Below are 16,145 nucleotides of genomic sequence, written 5' to 3'. Positions count from 1 at the left end.
GCAGCGTCGCCGACGCTGTTACTCGCTTGGGTCATAACATACATGGTTCATCTCTCCCCGGCCGTCACCGCCATCAAACCCGCGACATCCACCGGCCAGACGCTGCTGGGGCTGATCGGCGAGGGTATCGGCCCCTCGCGCACCCCGCGCCTGCACATGCAGGAAGGGCAAGCGCAGGGGCTGAACATCCGCTACGACCTGTTCGACCTGCATGAACGCAACCTGTCGGTCGCGGACCTGCCCCGGCTGCTCGCCGAGATCGAGGCGGCGGGCTATGCCGGGGTCAATGTCACCCATCCCTGCAAGCAGGCGATCATCCCGCTGCTGAGCGAGCTCTCCCCCGATGCGCGGGCGCTGGGGGCGGTCAACACCGTGCTGTTCCGCGCGGGCCGGCGCATCGGCCATAATACCGACTGGTCGGGCTTTTCCGAAAGCTTCCGCCGCCGCCTCGGCGATGCCGATATGGCGCATGCCGTGCAGATCGGCGCCGGCGGTGCCGGCAGCGCGGTGGCCTACGCGCTGCTGAAGCTGGGGGCGAAAAAACTCACCCTCATCGATGCCGACCTGTCCCGCGCCGAGGCCCTGGCCGCGCGCTATGCGCCGCTCTTTCCGGGTGTGACCATCGAAGCCGCCCTCACCCCGGATGCGCCGCTGCGCAGCGCCACCGGGCTGGTCAATTGCACGCCGATGGGCATGGCGGCGCATCCGGGCCTGCCGCTGGCCGCCGAATTGCTGCGCCCCAGCCTGTGGGTGGCGGAGATCGTGTATTTCCCGCTGGAGACCGCTCTGGTGCAAGCCGCCCGCGCCCTGGGTTGCCAGGTGAGCGATGGCGGCGGCATGGCGGTGTTCCAGGCCGTGGCCGCCTTCCGCCTGTTCACCGGCCGCGAACCCGATGCCGAACGCATGCTGGCCAGCTTCGCCGGCTGAGGCTCGCAAGGCCTTGCCAAAACCTTTATAAAATCGTCCGAATCTAGGGAGTTCATAATGTCCGACATCACCACAACCGGGGCGCGCGCCGCCGGCGCCACGCGCGTCGGCAAGGTCCGCTTCTTCATGCTGGCGCTGGTCTGCGCCGCCGTGCTGGTGAATTATCTCGACCGCGCCATTCTCGGCATCGCCGCCCCCAGCATCCGCGGCGAAATGCATATCGACGCGGCGCTGATGGGCATCGTGTTTTCCGCCTTCTCTTGGAGCTATTTCATCGCCCAGGTGCCGGTGGGGATCATGCTGGACCGCTTCGGCAACCGCATCATCTATTTCCTGGCGCTGACCTTCTGGTCGCTGTTCACGCTGGCGCAGGGCTTTGCCTCCTCGGTGGCGGGTTTCATCGGTCTGCGCGTGGGCCTTGGGTTTTCGGAAGCGCCCTGCTTTCCGGCGAACAGCAACATCGTCGGCATGTGGTTTCCGCGCAAGGAGCGCGCGCGGGCCATCGGCGTCTATACCGCGGCGGAATATGTCGGGCTGGGCTTTCTCACGCCGGGGCTGTTCTGGCTGCTGAAGAGCTATGGCTGGCAGTCCCTGTTCATCATCACCGGCCTCGCCGGGCTGCTGGTCGGCGCCGTCTGGATTCTGAAATATCGTGATCCGCAGGAGAGCGAGAGCGTCGGCGCGGCGGAGCTGGAGCATATCGCCGCCGGCGGCGGGCTCACCGGCAAGGGCGTCTCCGGTTCCAAATTCAAATGGGCGGATATGGGCGAAATGCTGCGCCACCGCCAGGTCTGGGGGCTGCTGATCGGTCAGTTCGCGGTCTATTCCACCTTCATCTTCTTCCTCACCTGGTTCCCCACCTACCTCGCCACGGCGCGGCACATGGGCTGGATCAAGGTTGGGTTCTTCGCCTCGCTGCCCTACATCGCCGGCTTCTTCGGCATTCTCTTCGCCGGCGTGCTGTCGGACTTCATGCTGGCCCGCGGCGCCAAGCTGGGGCTGGCGCGCAAGCTGCCGGTGATCATGGGGCTGCTCGGCGCTTCCACCATCATCGCCTGCAATTACGTGCAGTCGGACACTCTGGTCATCGCCATCCTCTCCTTCGCCTTTTTCTGCCAGGCGATGTCTTCCTCCGGCTGGTCGGTGCTCTCGGAAATCGCGCCGGTCGGCAAGCTCGGCCTGCTGGGCGGGCTGTTCTCCGCCGCCGCCAATCTCTCCGGCATCGTCATTCCCATCGTCATCGGCTTCATCGTGCAGGATACCGGCTCCTTCGTCGGCGCGCTGGTGTTCGTCGGCCTGGTGGCGTTGGTTGGCGCGCTGGCCTGGATTTTCGGCATCGGCGAGCTGAAGCCGATCGTGCTCGCGCATCGCGACTGATTCGGGCACAGCTCAACAGGGCCGGCCAGCATATGGCCGGCCCTTTTTCATGCGCGCGCGAGCAGCCCGCGCATATAATCCAGGCTCTGCGCCATCGCCTGCTCCTCGCTCGTGTAGGCCGGATCGAGATAGTCGATCTCCAGCGCCAGCAGCCCATCATAGCCCTGCGCACGCAGCGCCGCGAATATCGCCGGCAGATCGATCAGCCCCTGCCCGAGCGGCACGCTGGGCCAGAAGGCGAAGCTGCGCGGATCTCCCGCCCGCGCCCTCACATCCTTCACATGCGTCGCCCGGGCATAAGGTGCCAGCTTCAGCGCCGCCTGCAGCGGGTCTTCCAGCATGCGCAGAGTATTCGCCGTATCCAGACAGACCCCCAGCCAGGGCGAGCCGATCGTCTCGATCAGCTCCACCAGCTCATCGGCGAGAAAATCGATGTGATTCTCGATCGCCAGCACAACCTCATGCGCCCGCGCCTGTGCCACCGCCTCATGCAGCAAGGGCAGCAGCGCGGCCTTGTGGCGGGACCATTCCGCCGGGCGCGTCAGGCGGCTGCCGCAGCAGATGCGCATCACCCTGGCCCCCACGCGCGCCGCGATCTCGATATGATCCCGCAAATCCGCCAAGCGTTCCGGCGCGCCGCCAGAGCCCAGCCCCGAGAGATGCCCCCAGGCCCAGATCCGCTCCAGCCCCAGCCGGTCCAGTTTGCGCCCCAGCGCCCGCGCATCGGCCAGGCTGAATCCCGGCAGAAAGCAGGTTTCGATGGAGACCCCGGCAACGCCGAGCGAGACCGCGCGTTGCAGCGCCTCATCCAGCGTGATGCGATCGCCAGGATCCTGTTCCAGCCCACGATAGATCTCGCCGAAATAACGGTGATAACAGTAGAAATCGATCGCCGGCTTCATCGCATTGCCTCACATCCAAGAAAAAACCGCCCTTTTTGCAAAGGGCGGCGGAGATGTTGGTTCAGAGTGTGGCTTTGACCTGCAACCCGAAGGCCCAGGCATTGGGGATGTGCTTGTAGGAGAAGGTCCCCGGATCCATCACATATTGCACATTGGGATGGATCTGCAGCCAGGGCGTCGCCTGGAAGCCATAGCCGATTTCAAGCACGCCCTCGCCGGTGGAAAGATTGGTCAGCGTCGCGTTCGCGGCTTCCTTCGCATCCACCACGCGCTTGTTCAGGATGGCGCGGACATAGCCGACATCGATGAAATCCTGCGGCCGTCCGGCAAAGGGCCCTTGCGCGATCAACCCGCCCAGCACGGAGCCCTGGAACAGCGCCGTGGAGGGATCGGAATAAGAGACCATGCCGATCGCGATCAGCCCGCGCTTCGGCCCGCCGAAGCTCACCAGCATCTGGTTGGCGATGGCATAAAAACCATAGCGCCCGCTTTGCATGTCGGAAGCGTTGGTGACCGAGGCGGCATCGCTGGTGTCGTAATAGGCGCCGACCTTATACAAGCCGGGCAGGCCGCCGAGATTGACCTTGTAGCCGGCCTCAAGCGGGATCAGCGCGCCCGTGGAGCCGGAAGTGCTGACCTTCAGCCCGTTATTCTTCTGATAATAGCCCGGATTCACATCATAGATTCCGGTTTCGATGTAGAGTGCTGGCGTCGGCGAAAGCTTGATGCGCCCGCCCCATTTGCCGGTCGGGTAATCGGACCAGCCGGAGGAGGCCGGCAGATTCTGCGCATGCGCACAGAAGCCGACATTCATGAAGTCGCAGCCATCCTCGATGCCGGCGAAATCATTGCCCATCGGATAGAAGCCGGCCTTGGTCTGCACGAGCCCGTGCGCGAAATTCTGCGTATAGGAGAGTTCGGTGACGCGCAGCGTCTCGCCGGCGCCATAGACTTCCTGCACGGCGAGCCTGTTGCCGATGAAATCCGAACTCACCGAACGCCCCTGACGCTGGTTGAAGCCAACGCTCAACGTGCCGCCCTCAAGCCCAAACAGCTTGCCCATATCGGCATCCACGCCGATGCCCAGCTGCTGCGCATAGCCATTGCCGGTGCGCTTGCCGCCGGACACCGCATCGGCGAAATTGCCGTCATAGAAACCCTTGAAGGTCAGGCCAGCCTCTTTCAGCCGGGTGCGACCGCCATTCCAGTCGCCGGTCATGGTCTTGCGGGTGAGCAGGCTGTTGAGGAAATTGTCCTGCGTCGTGGTTTGGGCATGCGCCGCCGCGGCGAAGCTCAGGCTCGCCACGCCGCTCAGAATGGCCTGCCGTAGATATGTCTTCTTCATAAAACCTCCTGTTATTGGATTATTGAGGGACGAGTCCCACCTTCCGGATGCGTGGCCCGCATCCGGTCTCGCCAAAACATACTCAACGCGGACGGGTGTGACCCCGCCTTGCGCTAAGCGGCTTCGGGATTCACCACGCCGAGCAGTTTCGCCTGCAAGGCTTCGTCAGCGGCCAGTGCCTGCGCCGTGCCGTCATACGCCACCTCGCCATTCACCAGCACCACCGCGCGATCCACGATCGAGAGCACAGATTCCGCGTGATGCTCGACGATGATCAGGCTGGCTTTGCGGCGCAGCTTCACCACCGCCTCCATCACCTCCTTGACCACCGCGGGCGCCAGACCCTCAAACGGCTCGTCAAGCAGAATGACACGGCTCGGCACCATCAGCGCGCGCGCCACCGCCACCATCTGCCGCTCGCCACCGGAGAGCGACGAGGCGCGGGACTTCGACAGGATCTGCAACTTCGGAAACAGCGCGTAGACCTCATCGAGCGTGGCGCCACCCGGGCGCGTCGCCAGGCGCAGATTTTCCAGCACGGTGAGATTAGGAAACAGCCTGCGCCCCTCCGGAACCAGCGAAATGCCGCGCCGGTTGATCTCAAAAGGCTTGCGGCCGGTGATCGCCTGACCATCCAGCAGCACCTCACCGCCGGAAATCTCCACAGCGCCCATCAGGCTTTTCAGTGTCGTGGTCTTGCCCACGCCATTGCGCCCCAGAATCGCCAGCGCCTCGCCTTCGCGCAGCGTAAAGCTGACCTTGTCGATGATCACGCTGCCGGCATAGCCGGCGGTGAGGGCCTTCACCTCCAGAACCGGTTTGCCGGGCGCACGCAGCTCCGGCGCGTGCACCTCCTGCGCCGCCTCCCGCTCAGCCCCGAGATAGGCGCTGATCACCGCCGGGTTCGCCGCCACATCCGCCGGCTTGCCATCGGCGATCAAGGCGCCCTGGTGCAGAACCGTGATGCGATCAGACAATGTCAGCACCCGGTCCATGTCATGCTCGATCAGCAGCACCGCATGCGCTTCCGCCAGACGCCGGATCAACGCGCCCACCACCTGCCGGTCGGCCTGCGCCAACCCGGCCAGGGGCTCATCCAGCAACAGCAAACTGGCATCTGTCGCCAGCGAAATCGCGATTTCGAGCAGACGCTGTTCGCCATGCGAGAGGTTGACGCACTGCTCCGCCGCCCGCTGCTCCAGCCCCACCGCGGCCAGCAGCGTCCAGGTGCGCGCATTCACCTGGTCCATCCGGTAGGCATCCGCCAGCAGCTGCGCGAAACGCGGCTTGTGGCGGCGCTGCACGGCGATGCGCACATTCTCGAACGCGGTCAGATTCTTGAACACGCTGACAATCTGAAACGACCGGCTGAGCCCCAGCCGCACACGCTGATAGGGCTTCAACCGGGTGATATCGCGCCCGGCCAGGCTGATGCGCCCTTCTGTCGGCTGCAGCAGGCCGGTGAGCAGATTGAAAAACGTCGTCTTGCCGGCGCCGTTGGGCCCGATGAAGCTGTGCAGCTGGCAGGGCATCACGTCGAGATCGATATTGCGCGCGGTGTAGAGCGAGCCGAAGCGGTTGGTGAGGTTGCGCACCGTCAGCACCGGCTGGCTCAGATCCATCTGCTTCACACGCGGCTGGTAGGGCGCGATCACATCCGGGCGGTTGGGGATTTGGTTGCGGGTCAGCGTCCAGCTCTGCCGGCCCAGCAGACGTTGCGCCAGACCCTGAATGCCTTCCGGCGACGCCAACGCGAAGCCCATGATGATCGGCGCGAAAATCAGCCACCAATTGGCGGTGAACAGCGAGAGCCGGTCCTGCAAGGTGACGAACGCGATCGCTCCCCAAAGCGGGCCGAGAAATTGATGCACCCCGCCCAGCACCGTCATCAGCAGCGCATCGCCGGCATGTTCCCAGCCGAGATTATCCGCGTAGGCGCCCTGCAGCAGCAGCGCCAGCAAGCCGCCGGCCAGCCCCACCACCGCGCCGCACAGGCAGAAGGCGGAAAGTTTCAGATGCGCGGTGTTATAGCCCAGGCAGGACATGCGCTGCTCATTGTCGCGCAACGCCTGCAAGGCCCGCCCGAATGGCGCATGGGCGAGCCGCCACAGCCCCCAGGCCACGGCCACCGCGACCCCCGCGGTGAACAGATAAAGCCGCAGCGGCGTGGTGAGCAGGCTCAGCGAGACGCCCTGCAAGCCGTTCTCACCGCCCGTCAGCGCCGTCCATTTGAACGCCACCTCGAAGGCGATCTGCGAGGCCGCCAGAGTCAGCAGCGAAAAATACAGGCCGCGCCGACGTAAAATCAAAAGCCCCAGCAACAAAGCCAGCAGCAGAGAGCCCAGCACCGCGACGCCCAGCGCCACGACCTCATTGCCCCCCGTGCGCAGCATGAAGATCGCGACGAAGTAGGTGGAGCAGCCAAAGAACACGGAGGCGCCGAACGGCACCAGCCCGGTATAGCCCACCAGCATATTCACGCCGAGCCCGTAGAGAACATAGATCACGATCTCGGTCAGCTTGCTCAGCGGCATGCCCAGGCTGGGTGCCGCGATGCCCAGCACCACCAGCACCGCGGTCAGAATCAAGACAGGATGTTTCATCGCGGCGTTCATTCAAAACGCTCCCATTGCTCGCCGAACAGGCCGCGCGGACGCAGCAACAATATGATCGCCATCAGCACGTACATCGCCGCGGTCGAGGCATCCGGCATGAATTGTATGGTCAAGGCCTGCACCAGCCCCACCGCCAGCCCGGCGACGATGGCCCCGGCATAGGAGCCAAGCCCGCCGATTGTCACCACCACGAAGGCCGGCATGATCGCATCCGTGCCCATTGTCGGCGCCACCGTCCAGATCGGCGCGGCCAGCAAACCCGCAATCGCCGCCAGCAGACATCCCAACCCGAAGGTGCCGGTGAGCACGTGCGGCAGATTGATGCCCAGCAGCTGCACCATCTGCGGATCGCGCGAGCCGGCGCGCAGCACCCGCCCGAACGGGGTGAAATTCATGAACGCCCAGAAGGCCAGCAAAATCACCACCGCGCAGACCATGATCGCGATGCGATAGCTGGCGATGATGAATGGCCCGGCGATGATCACGCCATTCAGCCAGCCCGGCGCGTTGAAAGGCTGCCCCTGCGCGCCCCACACCGCGCGAATGACCGCCTGCGCCAGCAATGCCAGCGCGAAGGTGACGATCAGGCTCACCAGCGGCTCTTTGTCGTAGAGCCTGCGAATCAGCAGAACTTCGGTGATCATGCCGATGACGCAGACGATCGCCAGCGCCAAGGGCACGCCCCACCAGCCCATCAGATTGAACAGGGTGAGCGAAAAATACGCGCCCAGGGCAAAGAACACGCCATGCGCGAAATTGACGATTCCGAGCAATCCAAAAATAATCGACAGCCCGAGGGCGATAAGAACGTACAGAAACCCCAATGCGAGGCCGTTTCCGGCCTGCATGATCATCATATCGAGCATGGCGCCAGCTCCCTCGGCCTTAAAGCGGCGTCATGTGGCAGGCACTGTCGGCCGCGGTGCCGAAGGCCTTTTGCGCCGCCGCGTCGGAGTCCGGAATCGACCGCAGAACATCGAAATAATCGTAATCGTCGGGGATGTTCTTTTTCACCCCGACAACCAGGAAGCGATGCACCAGCTGGTTGTTCCATTTATCGAAATGCACGGTGATGCCGCCATCCTGTTCCTGCCAGTTCTGCAGGGCATGAACGATCGCGTCAGGGTCGGTGGAGCCGGCCTTGTTGATCGCCTCGAACATGATCTTCGCCGAATACCAGCCCATCCAGGCCTTGTCGGCGGCGGGCTTGCCGTATTTTTTCTGGAAGGCGGCGGCGAACGCCTTGTCGGCGGGCGAGTTGTTCGGATCGTTGTAATACCACAGCGTCGTGTAGGTTCCGGCGACATTGTTTTTGCCCACGGCCCAGAGATCGGTATCGCCCACCGCGATTTCCGTGAACGGGATCTTGTCCGCCAGGCCGAACTGCTTCCATTGTTTCAGGAAATTCGACAGATCCGCCGAGGTCAGCCCGCCAATGACCAGATCCGGCTTCGCCTCGCGGATTTTCAGAATATAGGAGCTGAAATCGCTGCTGCCCACCGGCACCGAATCATCGCCGACGACCGTCCCGCCGATGCCCTTGAGAAGCGTCTTGAAGGAGGCCGCGATATCCTGCCCGAATGCGTAGGCGGAGGTCAGGAAGTACCAGCGTTTGCCTATGCTTTGCAGGTAAGGCAGCATCGCCGCCGCCTGCACCGGCACCGGCGGCTGCAGCCGGAACGTGTAGGGATTGCATTTCGCGCCGGTGATCTCCTCCGCCGCGGCGTTATTGATCATGAAGGGAATCTTATGCTGCCCGGCAACAGCCTCCTCCGCCAGCGCGTTGGAGCTCAGCGACCCGCCCAGCAATGCCACGACATTATTTTGCTGGATCAGCTGCAACGCATTTTGCGCGGCACCCTGGGCGGAGGGTTCGTCCACCCACACAATCTCCGCCGGCTGGCCCAGCAGCTGATTGTTCATCTGTTCCAGCGCCAGGAATGTACCCCGCTGCAGATATTCCGCCTGCACCGCGATGGAGCCTTCCTTCGCCTGCAACAGGCCAATGCGGATCGGCGCGGCGGCACGCGCGATATGCGGCATCGCCAGCGCGCAGCCCGTCGCGACCCCGGCGGCGGCCCCCAGCAGGCGGCGGCGGCCGGTGGTGAAAACAGGCTGAATCTGGTCTTGGTCCATGGTTCCCTCGCTTGATTTTATTGCTTTATGGTTTGTACTAAATCGTCTTTGGTCAGCGGATGATCGGGCTTTCAGCCCATTTTATGTAACACCTGTTTAGTTATTTTTCGGCGCGCTCCCTTTGCGTTGATTGCTTATTGTTTAACCCTTCCTCGCCCGTATCACAGGAGGGAACCAGATTACAACAGAGAATTTCGCCTCACCTCAGTTTCATCGTTCATGATCGCCGCTAAATTGGAATTGTATTCCAGATTATAACCTGATACTAGGCCATTAAATAATTAAACGTAAGGTTCATTGTGGGCCGGATCGAGGAGACATGCAGCAGACATCCGCCCATCTATCGCCGCCCCTGCCCGCGCAGGTGGATGTGCTGGTGATCGGCTCCGGCGCCGCCGGGCTCGCCGCCGCCATCACCGCCGCTTCGCGCGGGCTGCGGGTGCTGGTCGCGGAAAAGGCGCCGCAATTTGGCGGCACCACGGCCTATTCCGGCGGCTGGCTCTGGGTGCCGCATAATCCAGCCGTCCGCGCCGACGGCTTCGAGGAGCCCGAGGATGCGCCCCGGCTTTATCTGCGCGCGGTGCTGGGCAACCGGTATGACGACCGCAAGATCGACAGCTATCTGCGCGCCGCACCGCGCATGGCGGCGTTTTTCGCCGGCCAGACCGCGGTGAAATTCCTGCCCGGCATGTCGGTGCCGGATTTTCACGGCCATCTGCCCGGCGCCGTGAAGGGCGGGCGCTCCATGGTCGCCGCCCCTTATGATGGCCGCGAACTGGGGCCGCTTTTGCCCCGTCTGCGCCGGCCGATCCCGGAGACGACGCTGTGCGGCATGGGCATCGCCGCCGGCGCGGATCTCTATCATTTCCTGCACGCCACCCGAAAATTCGCCTCCTTCCTGCATGTGGCCCGGCGCCTCGGCCGGCATCTGGCGCAGCGCCTGCGTCATGGGCGCGGCATGCAGCTGGTCAACGGCAACGCCCTGGCGGCGCGGCTGCTGCGCACGGCGGCGGATCTTGAGATCGGCCTGTATGAAAATCTTGAAGCCCAGCGCCTGATCATCGAACAAGGCCGGGTCGCGGGCGCGCTCTTCAACACGCCGCACGGCCCCCGCGCCATCCGCGCCCGCCGGGCGGTGATTCTCGCCACGGGCGGCTTTCCGCATGATGCGCTGCGCCAGCAAACATTGTTCGGCCATGTCCGCGCCGGCACCCCGCACACCTCGGCGGCGCCGGTGGAGAATAACGGGGCGGGCTTGCGGCTTGGCGAACAGGCGGGCGGGCAGGTCCGCGCGGATCTCGCGGATGCCGGCGCCTGGGCGCCGGTCTCCCTGCCGCCGCGGCGCGATGGCAGCGTCGGCCGGTATCCGCATCTGATCGACCGCGCCAAGCCGGGCCTCATCGCCGTCACCGCCGATGGCCGGCGCTTCGTCAACGAGGCCGGGCCCTATCATGATTTCATGCGCGCCTTGTTCGCCGCCACCCCGCCCGGCCAGAGCGTGGAGGCGTGGCTGATCTGTGATTCCCGGTTTCTGCATCGCTACGGGCTGGGCGCGGTGAAACCGTTTCCGGTGCCAAAAGGCTTTTATCTGCGCAGCGGCTATCTCAAGCGCGGCAACAGCCTGGCCGCCCTCGCCGCCGCCTGCGGCATCGATGCGCCGTCCCTGGCGGACAGCATCGCCGCCCATAACGCGGATGCCGCCAGCGGTGAGGACCGTGCCTTCGGCCGTGGCGGCACCCCGTTCCAGCGCGCCGGCGGCGATGCGCGGATCGGCCCCAACCCCTGCCTCGCCGCCATCGCCACACCGCCTTTCTATGCGGTGAAAATCGTCCCCGGCAGCCTGGGCACCTTCGCCGGGCTGAACACGGACGAGCATGCCCGCGTGCTGGATGCGGCCGGCCAGCCGGTCCCCGGCCTGTTCGCGGCCGGCAACGACATGTCGAGCATCATGGGCGGGCATTATCCCAGCGGCGGCATCACCCTCGGCCCGGCGATGACCTTCGGCTGGCTCGCCGCGCATTTCATCGCCGATCATCAGGAAAGTTAGACCATGAGCAAACGCTACGAACTCGCCACCCTCTCCATCCAGATCGGCAGCGCGCCAAAATTCATCCAAGCGGCCGAGGCTTATATGAAAGACGGCAAGGGCCGTCTGCTCGGCGCCTGGCTCTGCGATGTCGGCAGCCTCAACAAGCTTGCCATCCTGCGTGAATTCGAAGACGACGCCGACCTGCTGCGTGAGCGCCAGCGCGGCCTCACCGCCGCCAACCCGTTCGGCGCGGCGGACTTCCTCACCCGGCTGGAGATGGAAAGCTACGCCCCCTTCCCCAACATGCCGCCCGTGGCGCCGGGCATGTTCGGCGCCATTTACGAAATCCGCAGCTATGTGCTGAAACCTGGCGGGCTGCTGCCGACCTTCGAGGGCTGGGCGGAGACACTGCCGGGGCGCACCGCCATCTCCCCGCTCACCATCGCGCTCTACGGGCTGGATGGCACGCCGCGCATCACCCATATCTGGCCCTACGCGGATGCCAATGCCCGCTTCGCCAGGCGGGCTGAATCGGTCGCCGCCGGGGTCTGGCCGCCGCGCAGCGCGGTCTGGCTGACGCCGGAGATGCAAGCGGGCCTCTACGTGCCCACCGCCATCTCACCGCTGCGCTGAGCCTCCCGACCGAAGGAAACATCCAAAATGACCACTCTCTCTTTGCTCAGCGGCGCCAGCGCGGTCATCGGCATCGTCGGCGACCCGATCGCCCAGGTGAAATCCCCCGCCGGGATGACGGCCGGGCTGATGGCGCGCGGGCTGAATAGCGTCGTCGTGCCCTTCCACGTCACCCCGGAGGATCTCACCGGCTTCGTCGCCGGCATCTCGCTGGCCAGAAACCTCGCCGGCCTCATCGTCACCGTGCCGCATAAATTCGCCTTCTATACGCTGTGCGCCAGCACCTCCGCGCGCTCGCGGCTGCTGCGCACGGTGAATGTGCTGCGCCGGAGCCCGGATGGCGGCTGGTACGGCGATATTTTCGATGGCGAGGGATTTGTCGCCTCGCTGATCGACGGCGGCGGCGCGCCGGCGGGCAAGCGGGTGCTGCTGGTGGGCGCCGGCGGGGCGGGCAGCGCCATCGCGCTGGCGCTGCTGGAGGCCGGAGTCGCGGCGCTGGCGGTGCATGACGACAATCCCGCCCGGCGCGCGACGCTGCTCAACCTGCTCGCCCCCGCCGCCAATGGCCGCGCCTGCCCCGGCAGCGCCGACCCCACCGGGTTCGACATCGTCGTCAACGCCACCCCCGCCGGCATGCGCGCCGATGACCCGCTGCCGGTGGACACCACCCGCCTCTCCCCCGCGATGGTCGCGGCCGACGTGATCACCGCCCCGGAGGAAACCCCCTTCCTGCAAGCCGCCCGCGCGCAAGGCTGCCGGACCCGCACCGGGGTGGAGATGTTCAACGGCGTATGCGCGCTGATGCTGGATTTCTACACGCCGCCCGGCCACGAAAACCGGGGGGCCTGAGATGCGTGCTTATTCCCTCGCCCATCTCACCCTGCTGGAGCTGGCCCCGCCCGCGCTGGTGGAAACCGCCGCCGCCGCCGGCTACAGCCATGCCGGCTTGCGGCTGCGCCCCGCCGCACCTGGCGGCCTGTTCCACGATCTCGCCGCCAGCCCCGCGCTGCTGCGCGACACGCGCGCGCGCCTGCGGGCGACCGGCATCGCGATCTTCGATGTCGAGATCATCCGCCTCGGCCCGGATTTCCAGCTCGAACCGGCTTTGCCCGTTCTGGACGCCGCCGCCGCGCTGGGCGCGCGCGCCGTTCTGGTGGCGGGGGACGATCCCGACCCCTCCCGCCTCGCCGCCAGCTACGCCGCCTTCTGCGCCGCCGCCGCCGCGCGCCGCCTCACCGCCGATATCGAGTTCATGCCCTGGACCGCGGTGCCGGACATCGCCGCCGCGCGCCGGCTGGTGGCGCAGGCCGGCCAGCCCGCCAATGCCGGCATTCTGGTGGATGCGCTGCATTACGCCCGCAGCCCCGGCGGCCCGGCCGCCGTGGCCGCAATCCCGCGCGGGCTGCTGCATTACGGCCAGATCTGCGATGCCCCGGCGGAGATCCCCGCCACGGTCGAGGGCCTCATCCACACCGCCCGGCAGGAGCGGCTGCTCCCCGGCACGGGCGGCATCGACATTACCGGCATGCTCCGCGCCTTGCCGGCCGATCTGCCGTTGAGTGTCGAGATGCCCAATATCCGCCTCGCCCCGGCGCGCGGCCCGCTGAACTGGGCGAAGGATTGCCTGACCGCCTCGAAGAAACTGGCCGAGGAGGCTGTCGCATGAAATCCGCCTACGATGTCATCGTGCTGGGCGCCGGCGCCGCCGGCATGGCCGCCTGCCTGTTCGCCCGCCTGAATGGCCTCTCCGCCCTGCTGGTGGAGCGCACCGAACATCTCGGCGGCACCAGCGCCTTTTCCGCCGCCACCATCTGGGTGCCGGGCTCGCCGCTCGCCGCCAGCGTCGGCGCGCCGCCGGACGATATCGCGCACGCCCGGACCTTCCTGAATGAAACCGTCGGCAACCATTCCAGTGCCGCCATGCGCGACGCTTTTCTGCATTGGGGCCCGCAAGCCATCGCCCGGCTGCAGAACGAGACGCAGGTGCAATTGCGCGCCCGGCCCCTGCACCCGGATTATATCCAGGAAGCCCAGGGCGCCACATTGCGCGGCCGCGCCCTCGAACCTTTGCCCTTCGATGGCCGCAAACTTGGCAAAAAACTGGGTCTCATCCGCCCGCCCATCCCGGAATTCACCATTCTCGGCGGGCTGATGATCGACCGCGACGATATCGCGCATCTGCTGAAGATGACGAAAACCGCGGAGAGCTTCCTCTACGCCGCCAAACTCATCGGAAGCTACGGCCTAGACCGCCTCACCCATCGTCGCGGCACCCGGCTGGTGATGGGCAACGCGCTGATCGGCCGGCTGCTGGCCTCGCTGGACGCGGCGGGGGCGGATCTCGTCACCCAGGCCGAAACCGAAACGCTGCTCACCGAAAACGGCCGCGTCACCGGCATCAAGCTGCGCCAGAACGGCCGCATATACGACATCACGGCAAGGCGCGGCGTGGTGATGGCCACCGGCGGCTTCAACCGCCACCCCACCCGCCGGGCGGAGATGCTGCCCCAGCCCACCGCCGCGTTTTCTCCCGGCGCGCCGGGCCATACCGGCCGGATTCACGACATGGCCCTGGCGCTGGGCGCGCATTATGGCGAAGGTGCGCTGGACAATGCCTTCTGGGCCCCGGTCTCCACCCGCCGCCGGGCGGATGGCAGCATCGCCGTCTTCCCGCATTTCGTGCTCGATCGCGGCAAGCCCGGCACCATCGTGGTGAATGCGGCGGGGCGGCGCTTTGTCAACGAAGCCACCTCCTATCATCTCTTCACCCGCGCCATGTACGCAGCGCATCGCCACAGCCCCAGCATCCCGGCCTTCCTGATCGCGGATGCCACCGCCTTGCGCAAATACGGGCTGGGCATGGTGCGCCCCGGCGGGCGCGGGCTGAAACCCTTTCTGGCGGATGGCTATCTGGTCGAAGCCCCCAGCCTCGCCGCCCTCGCCGGCAAGCTCGGCATCGACGCGCAGGGGCTGCAAACCAACGTCGCCCGGATGAACGACTATGCCGCGAGCGGGATGGATGCGGAATTCGGCCGCGGCAGCACCGCGTATCACCGGGTGAACGGGGATGCCGCGCATGCCCCCAACCCCAATCTCGGCCGCCTCGCCACCGCGCCCTTTTATGCGGTGCGGCTGCTGCCCGGCGATATCGGCGCCGCCACCGGGCTGGTCACCAATGAATATGCCCAGGTGATGCGGGGCGACGGCACCACCCTGCCCGGCCTTTACGCGGTGGGTAACGATATGCAGTCGGTGATGGGGGGCGTCTATCCGGGGCCGGGCATCACCATCGGGCCGGGCCTCGCCTTCGCCTACGCCGCCGCCACCCATCTCACCGGCGCGCTGTAGCGAAACCGCTCAGCCCGGCGCCGCTTCCTGGCCCAGCCGCCAGGTGCCGCCAAAATAGGCGGAGCCGAGGCTGGCCGCCGACAGCTCCGCCGCCGCCGCCAGCAAATCCGGCGCCAGCCGCCGCAGCCGCTCCTCCGGCAGACGCATGGACGGGCCGGCGATGCTCAGCACGCCGATGGTGCGCGTCCCCTCCCGGGTCCGCACCGGACTGGAAATCGCCGAGAGGCCAGGGGCGGAGCTTTCCACGACCAACGCATAGCCATCCCGCCGGGCAATTTCGATCTGCGTCAGCAAGGCCTGCACGGTCTTCACCGCATTCGGCCCCAGCTCGCGCGCATCGCCAAAGCCTTGACGGCTCACCAGCCGCACCGCCTCTTCATCGGAAAGGGTGGACAGCCACGCATGGCCGGAAGAGGTCGAGGCCAGATGCGCCTCCGCACCCGCGTCAGGGTCGTAACGGAATCCGGTCCGCGCCCCTTGCGCCTTGGCCACCCAGGTCAGCCGCTCATCGCTGACGATGGAGAGCCGCACCAATTCCCCGGCCTTGTCCGCCAGAGTCTCCAAAATCGGCTGGGCAATGTCCAAAATCCCGTTCAGGGACAAAAATGTCTGCCCCAGCGCCGAAATTTTCAGCGTCAGGCGGTAAATTTCCGAAACGCGGTCCTGCTCCACATAACCCAGCCGCGCCAGATCGGCCAGCAGCCTATGCGCAGCGCTTCGCGGCATATCCAGCCGCTCGGCAAGCACGTAAAGCTGCAAGCCACCCGGGCTATGCGCCAGGCATTCCAGAATATTCAGGGCACGGTCGAGCACGGAGGACATGCTCTGATCCT

Annotated in this window: 13 protein-coding genes; 7 read left to right on the top strand and 6 right to left on the bottom strand. The window is 65.8% G+C overall.

The window, feature by feature from the left end; translation table 11 throughout:
* The first annotated feature begins 42 nt into the window (after positions 1-42).
* Together ACZ46S_RS13080 and ACZ46S_RS13075 are read left to right on the top strand one after the other, a co-directional pair.
* Positions 43-927 carry a shikimate dehydrogenase gene (locus ACZ46S_RS13080; protein ID WP_464062064.1) on the top strand — a complete coding sequence of 295 codons (885 nt, stop codon included), beginning with the start codon at positions 43-45 and terminating at the stop codon, positions 925-927.
* A 57-nt stretch (positions 928-984) separates the two neighbouring features.
* On the top strand, positions 985-2,304 hold the full coding sequence (locus ACZ46S_RS13075; RefSeq protein WP_295740013.1) for an MFS transporter: 1,320 nt from the start codon (positions 985-987) through the stop codon (positions 2,302-2,304).
* Between the two features lie 47 nt (positions 2,305-2,351).
* Here ACZ46S_RS13075 and ACZ46S_RS13070 read toward each other — a convergent pair whose 3' ends face one another.
* The 5 genes from ACZ46S_RS13070 to ACZ46S_RS13050 form a co-directional block, all read right to left on the bottom strand.
* Positions 2,352-3,206 carry a sugar phosphate isomerase/epimerase family protein gene (locus ACZ46S_RS13070; RefSeq protein WP_464062063.1) on the bottom strand — a complete coding sequence of 285 codons (855 nt, stop codon included), beginning with the start codon at positions 3,204-3,206 and terminating at the stop codon, positions 2,352-2,354.
* Between the two features lie 61 nt (positions 3,207-3,267).
* The gene (locus tag ACZ46S_RS13065; RefSeq protein ID WP_295740007.1) at positions 3,268-4,551 is read right to left on the bottom strand and encodes a carbohydrate porin; all 1,284 of its coding nucleotides are present in this window, start codon (positions 4,549-4,551) and stop codon (positions 3,268-3,270) included.
* A gap of 113 nt (positions 4,552-4,664) precedes the next feature.
* Positions 4,665-7,166: a branched-chain amino acid ABC transporter ATP-binding protein/permease gene (locus tag ACZ46S_RS13060; protein ID WP_464062062.1), complete on the bottom strand. Its 2,502-nt coding sequence runs from the start codon at positions 7,164-7,166 to the stop codon at positions 4,665-4,667.
* Complete coding sequence (locus ACZ46S_RS13055) at positions 7,163-8,032, bottom strand: branched-chain amino acid ABC transporter permease (protein WP_295740000.1); 870 nt, start codon at positions 8,030-8,032, stop codon at positions 7,163-7,165. The genes ACZ46S_RS13060 and ACZ46S_RS13055 overlap by 4 nt, the downstream gene beginning before the upstream one ends.
* A 19-nt stretch (positions 8,033-8,051) precedes the next feature.
* Positions 8,052-9,302, bottom strand: a complete 1,251-nt coding sequence (locus ACZ46S_RS13050) for an ABC transporter substrate-binding protein (RefSeq protein WP_464062061.1) — start codon at positions 9,300-9,302, stop codon at positions 8,052-8,054.
* A 319-nt stretch (positions 9,303-9,621) separates the two neighbouring features.
* Between ACZ46S_RS13050 and ACZ46S_RS13045 the strand changes: the two genes are divergently transcribed.
* The 5 genes from ACZ46S_RS13045 to ACZ46S_RS13025 are packed head-to-tail and all read left to right on the top strand — an operon-like array spanning position 9,622 to position 15,312.
* Positions 9,622-11,349: an FAD-dependent oxidoreductase gene (locus tag ACZ46S_RS13045; protein WP_464062060.1), complete on the top strand. Its 1,728-nt coding sequence runs from the start codon at positions 9,622-9,624 to the stop codon at positions 11,347-11,349.
* A 3-nt stretch (positions 11,350-11,352) separates the two neighbouring features.
* Positions 11,353-11,964: an NIPSNAP family protein gene (locus ACZ46S_RS13040; protein WP_464062059.1), complete on the top strand. Its 612-nt coding sequence runs from the start codon at positions 11,353-11,355 to the stop codon at positions 11,962-11,964.
* A gap of 27 nt (positions 11,965-11,991) precedes the next feature.
* Positions 11,992-12,813, top strand: coding sequence for a shikimate dehydrogenase family protein (locus ACZ46S_RS13035; protein WP_464062058.1), 822 nt, complete (start codon positions 11,992-11,994; stop codon positions 12,811-12,813).
* A gap of 1 nt (position 12,814) precedes the next feature.
* Positions 12,815-13,630 carry a sugar phosphate isomerase/epimerase family protein gene (locus ACZ46S_RS13030; protein ID WP_464062057.1) on the top strand — a complete coding sequence of 272 codons (816 nt, stop codon included), beginning with the start codon at positions 12,815-12,817 and terminating at the stop codon, positions 13,628-13,630.
* Positions 13,627-15,312 (top strand): FAD-dependent oxidoreductase, encoded by a 1,686-nt coding sequence (locus ACZ46S_RS13025; protein ID WP_464062056.1) that lies wholly within the window; start codon positions 13,627-13,629, stop codon positions 15,310-15,312. Before ACZ46S_RS13030 ends, ACZ46S_RS13025 begins: the two co-directional genes overlap by 4 nt.
* Positions 15,313-15,321: 9 nt before the next feature.
* On the opposite strand, the gene ACZ46S_RS13020 is transcribed toward ACZ46S_RS13025, so the two are convergent.
* Positions 15,322-16,134 (bottom strand): IclR family transcriptional regulator, encoded by an 813-nt coding sequence (locus ACZ46S_RS13020; RefSeq protein ID WP_464062055.1) that lies wholly within the window; start codon positions 16,132-16,134, stop codon positions 15,322-15,324.
* Positions 16,135-16,145 lie beyond the last annotated feature (11 nt).

The sequence above is a fragment of the Acidocella aluminiidurans genome, assembly GCF_055383125.1.
This window is presented reverse-complemented; position numbering and strand designations above follow the sequence as displayed.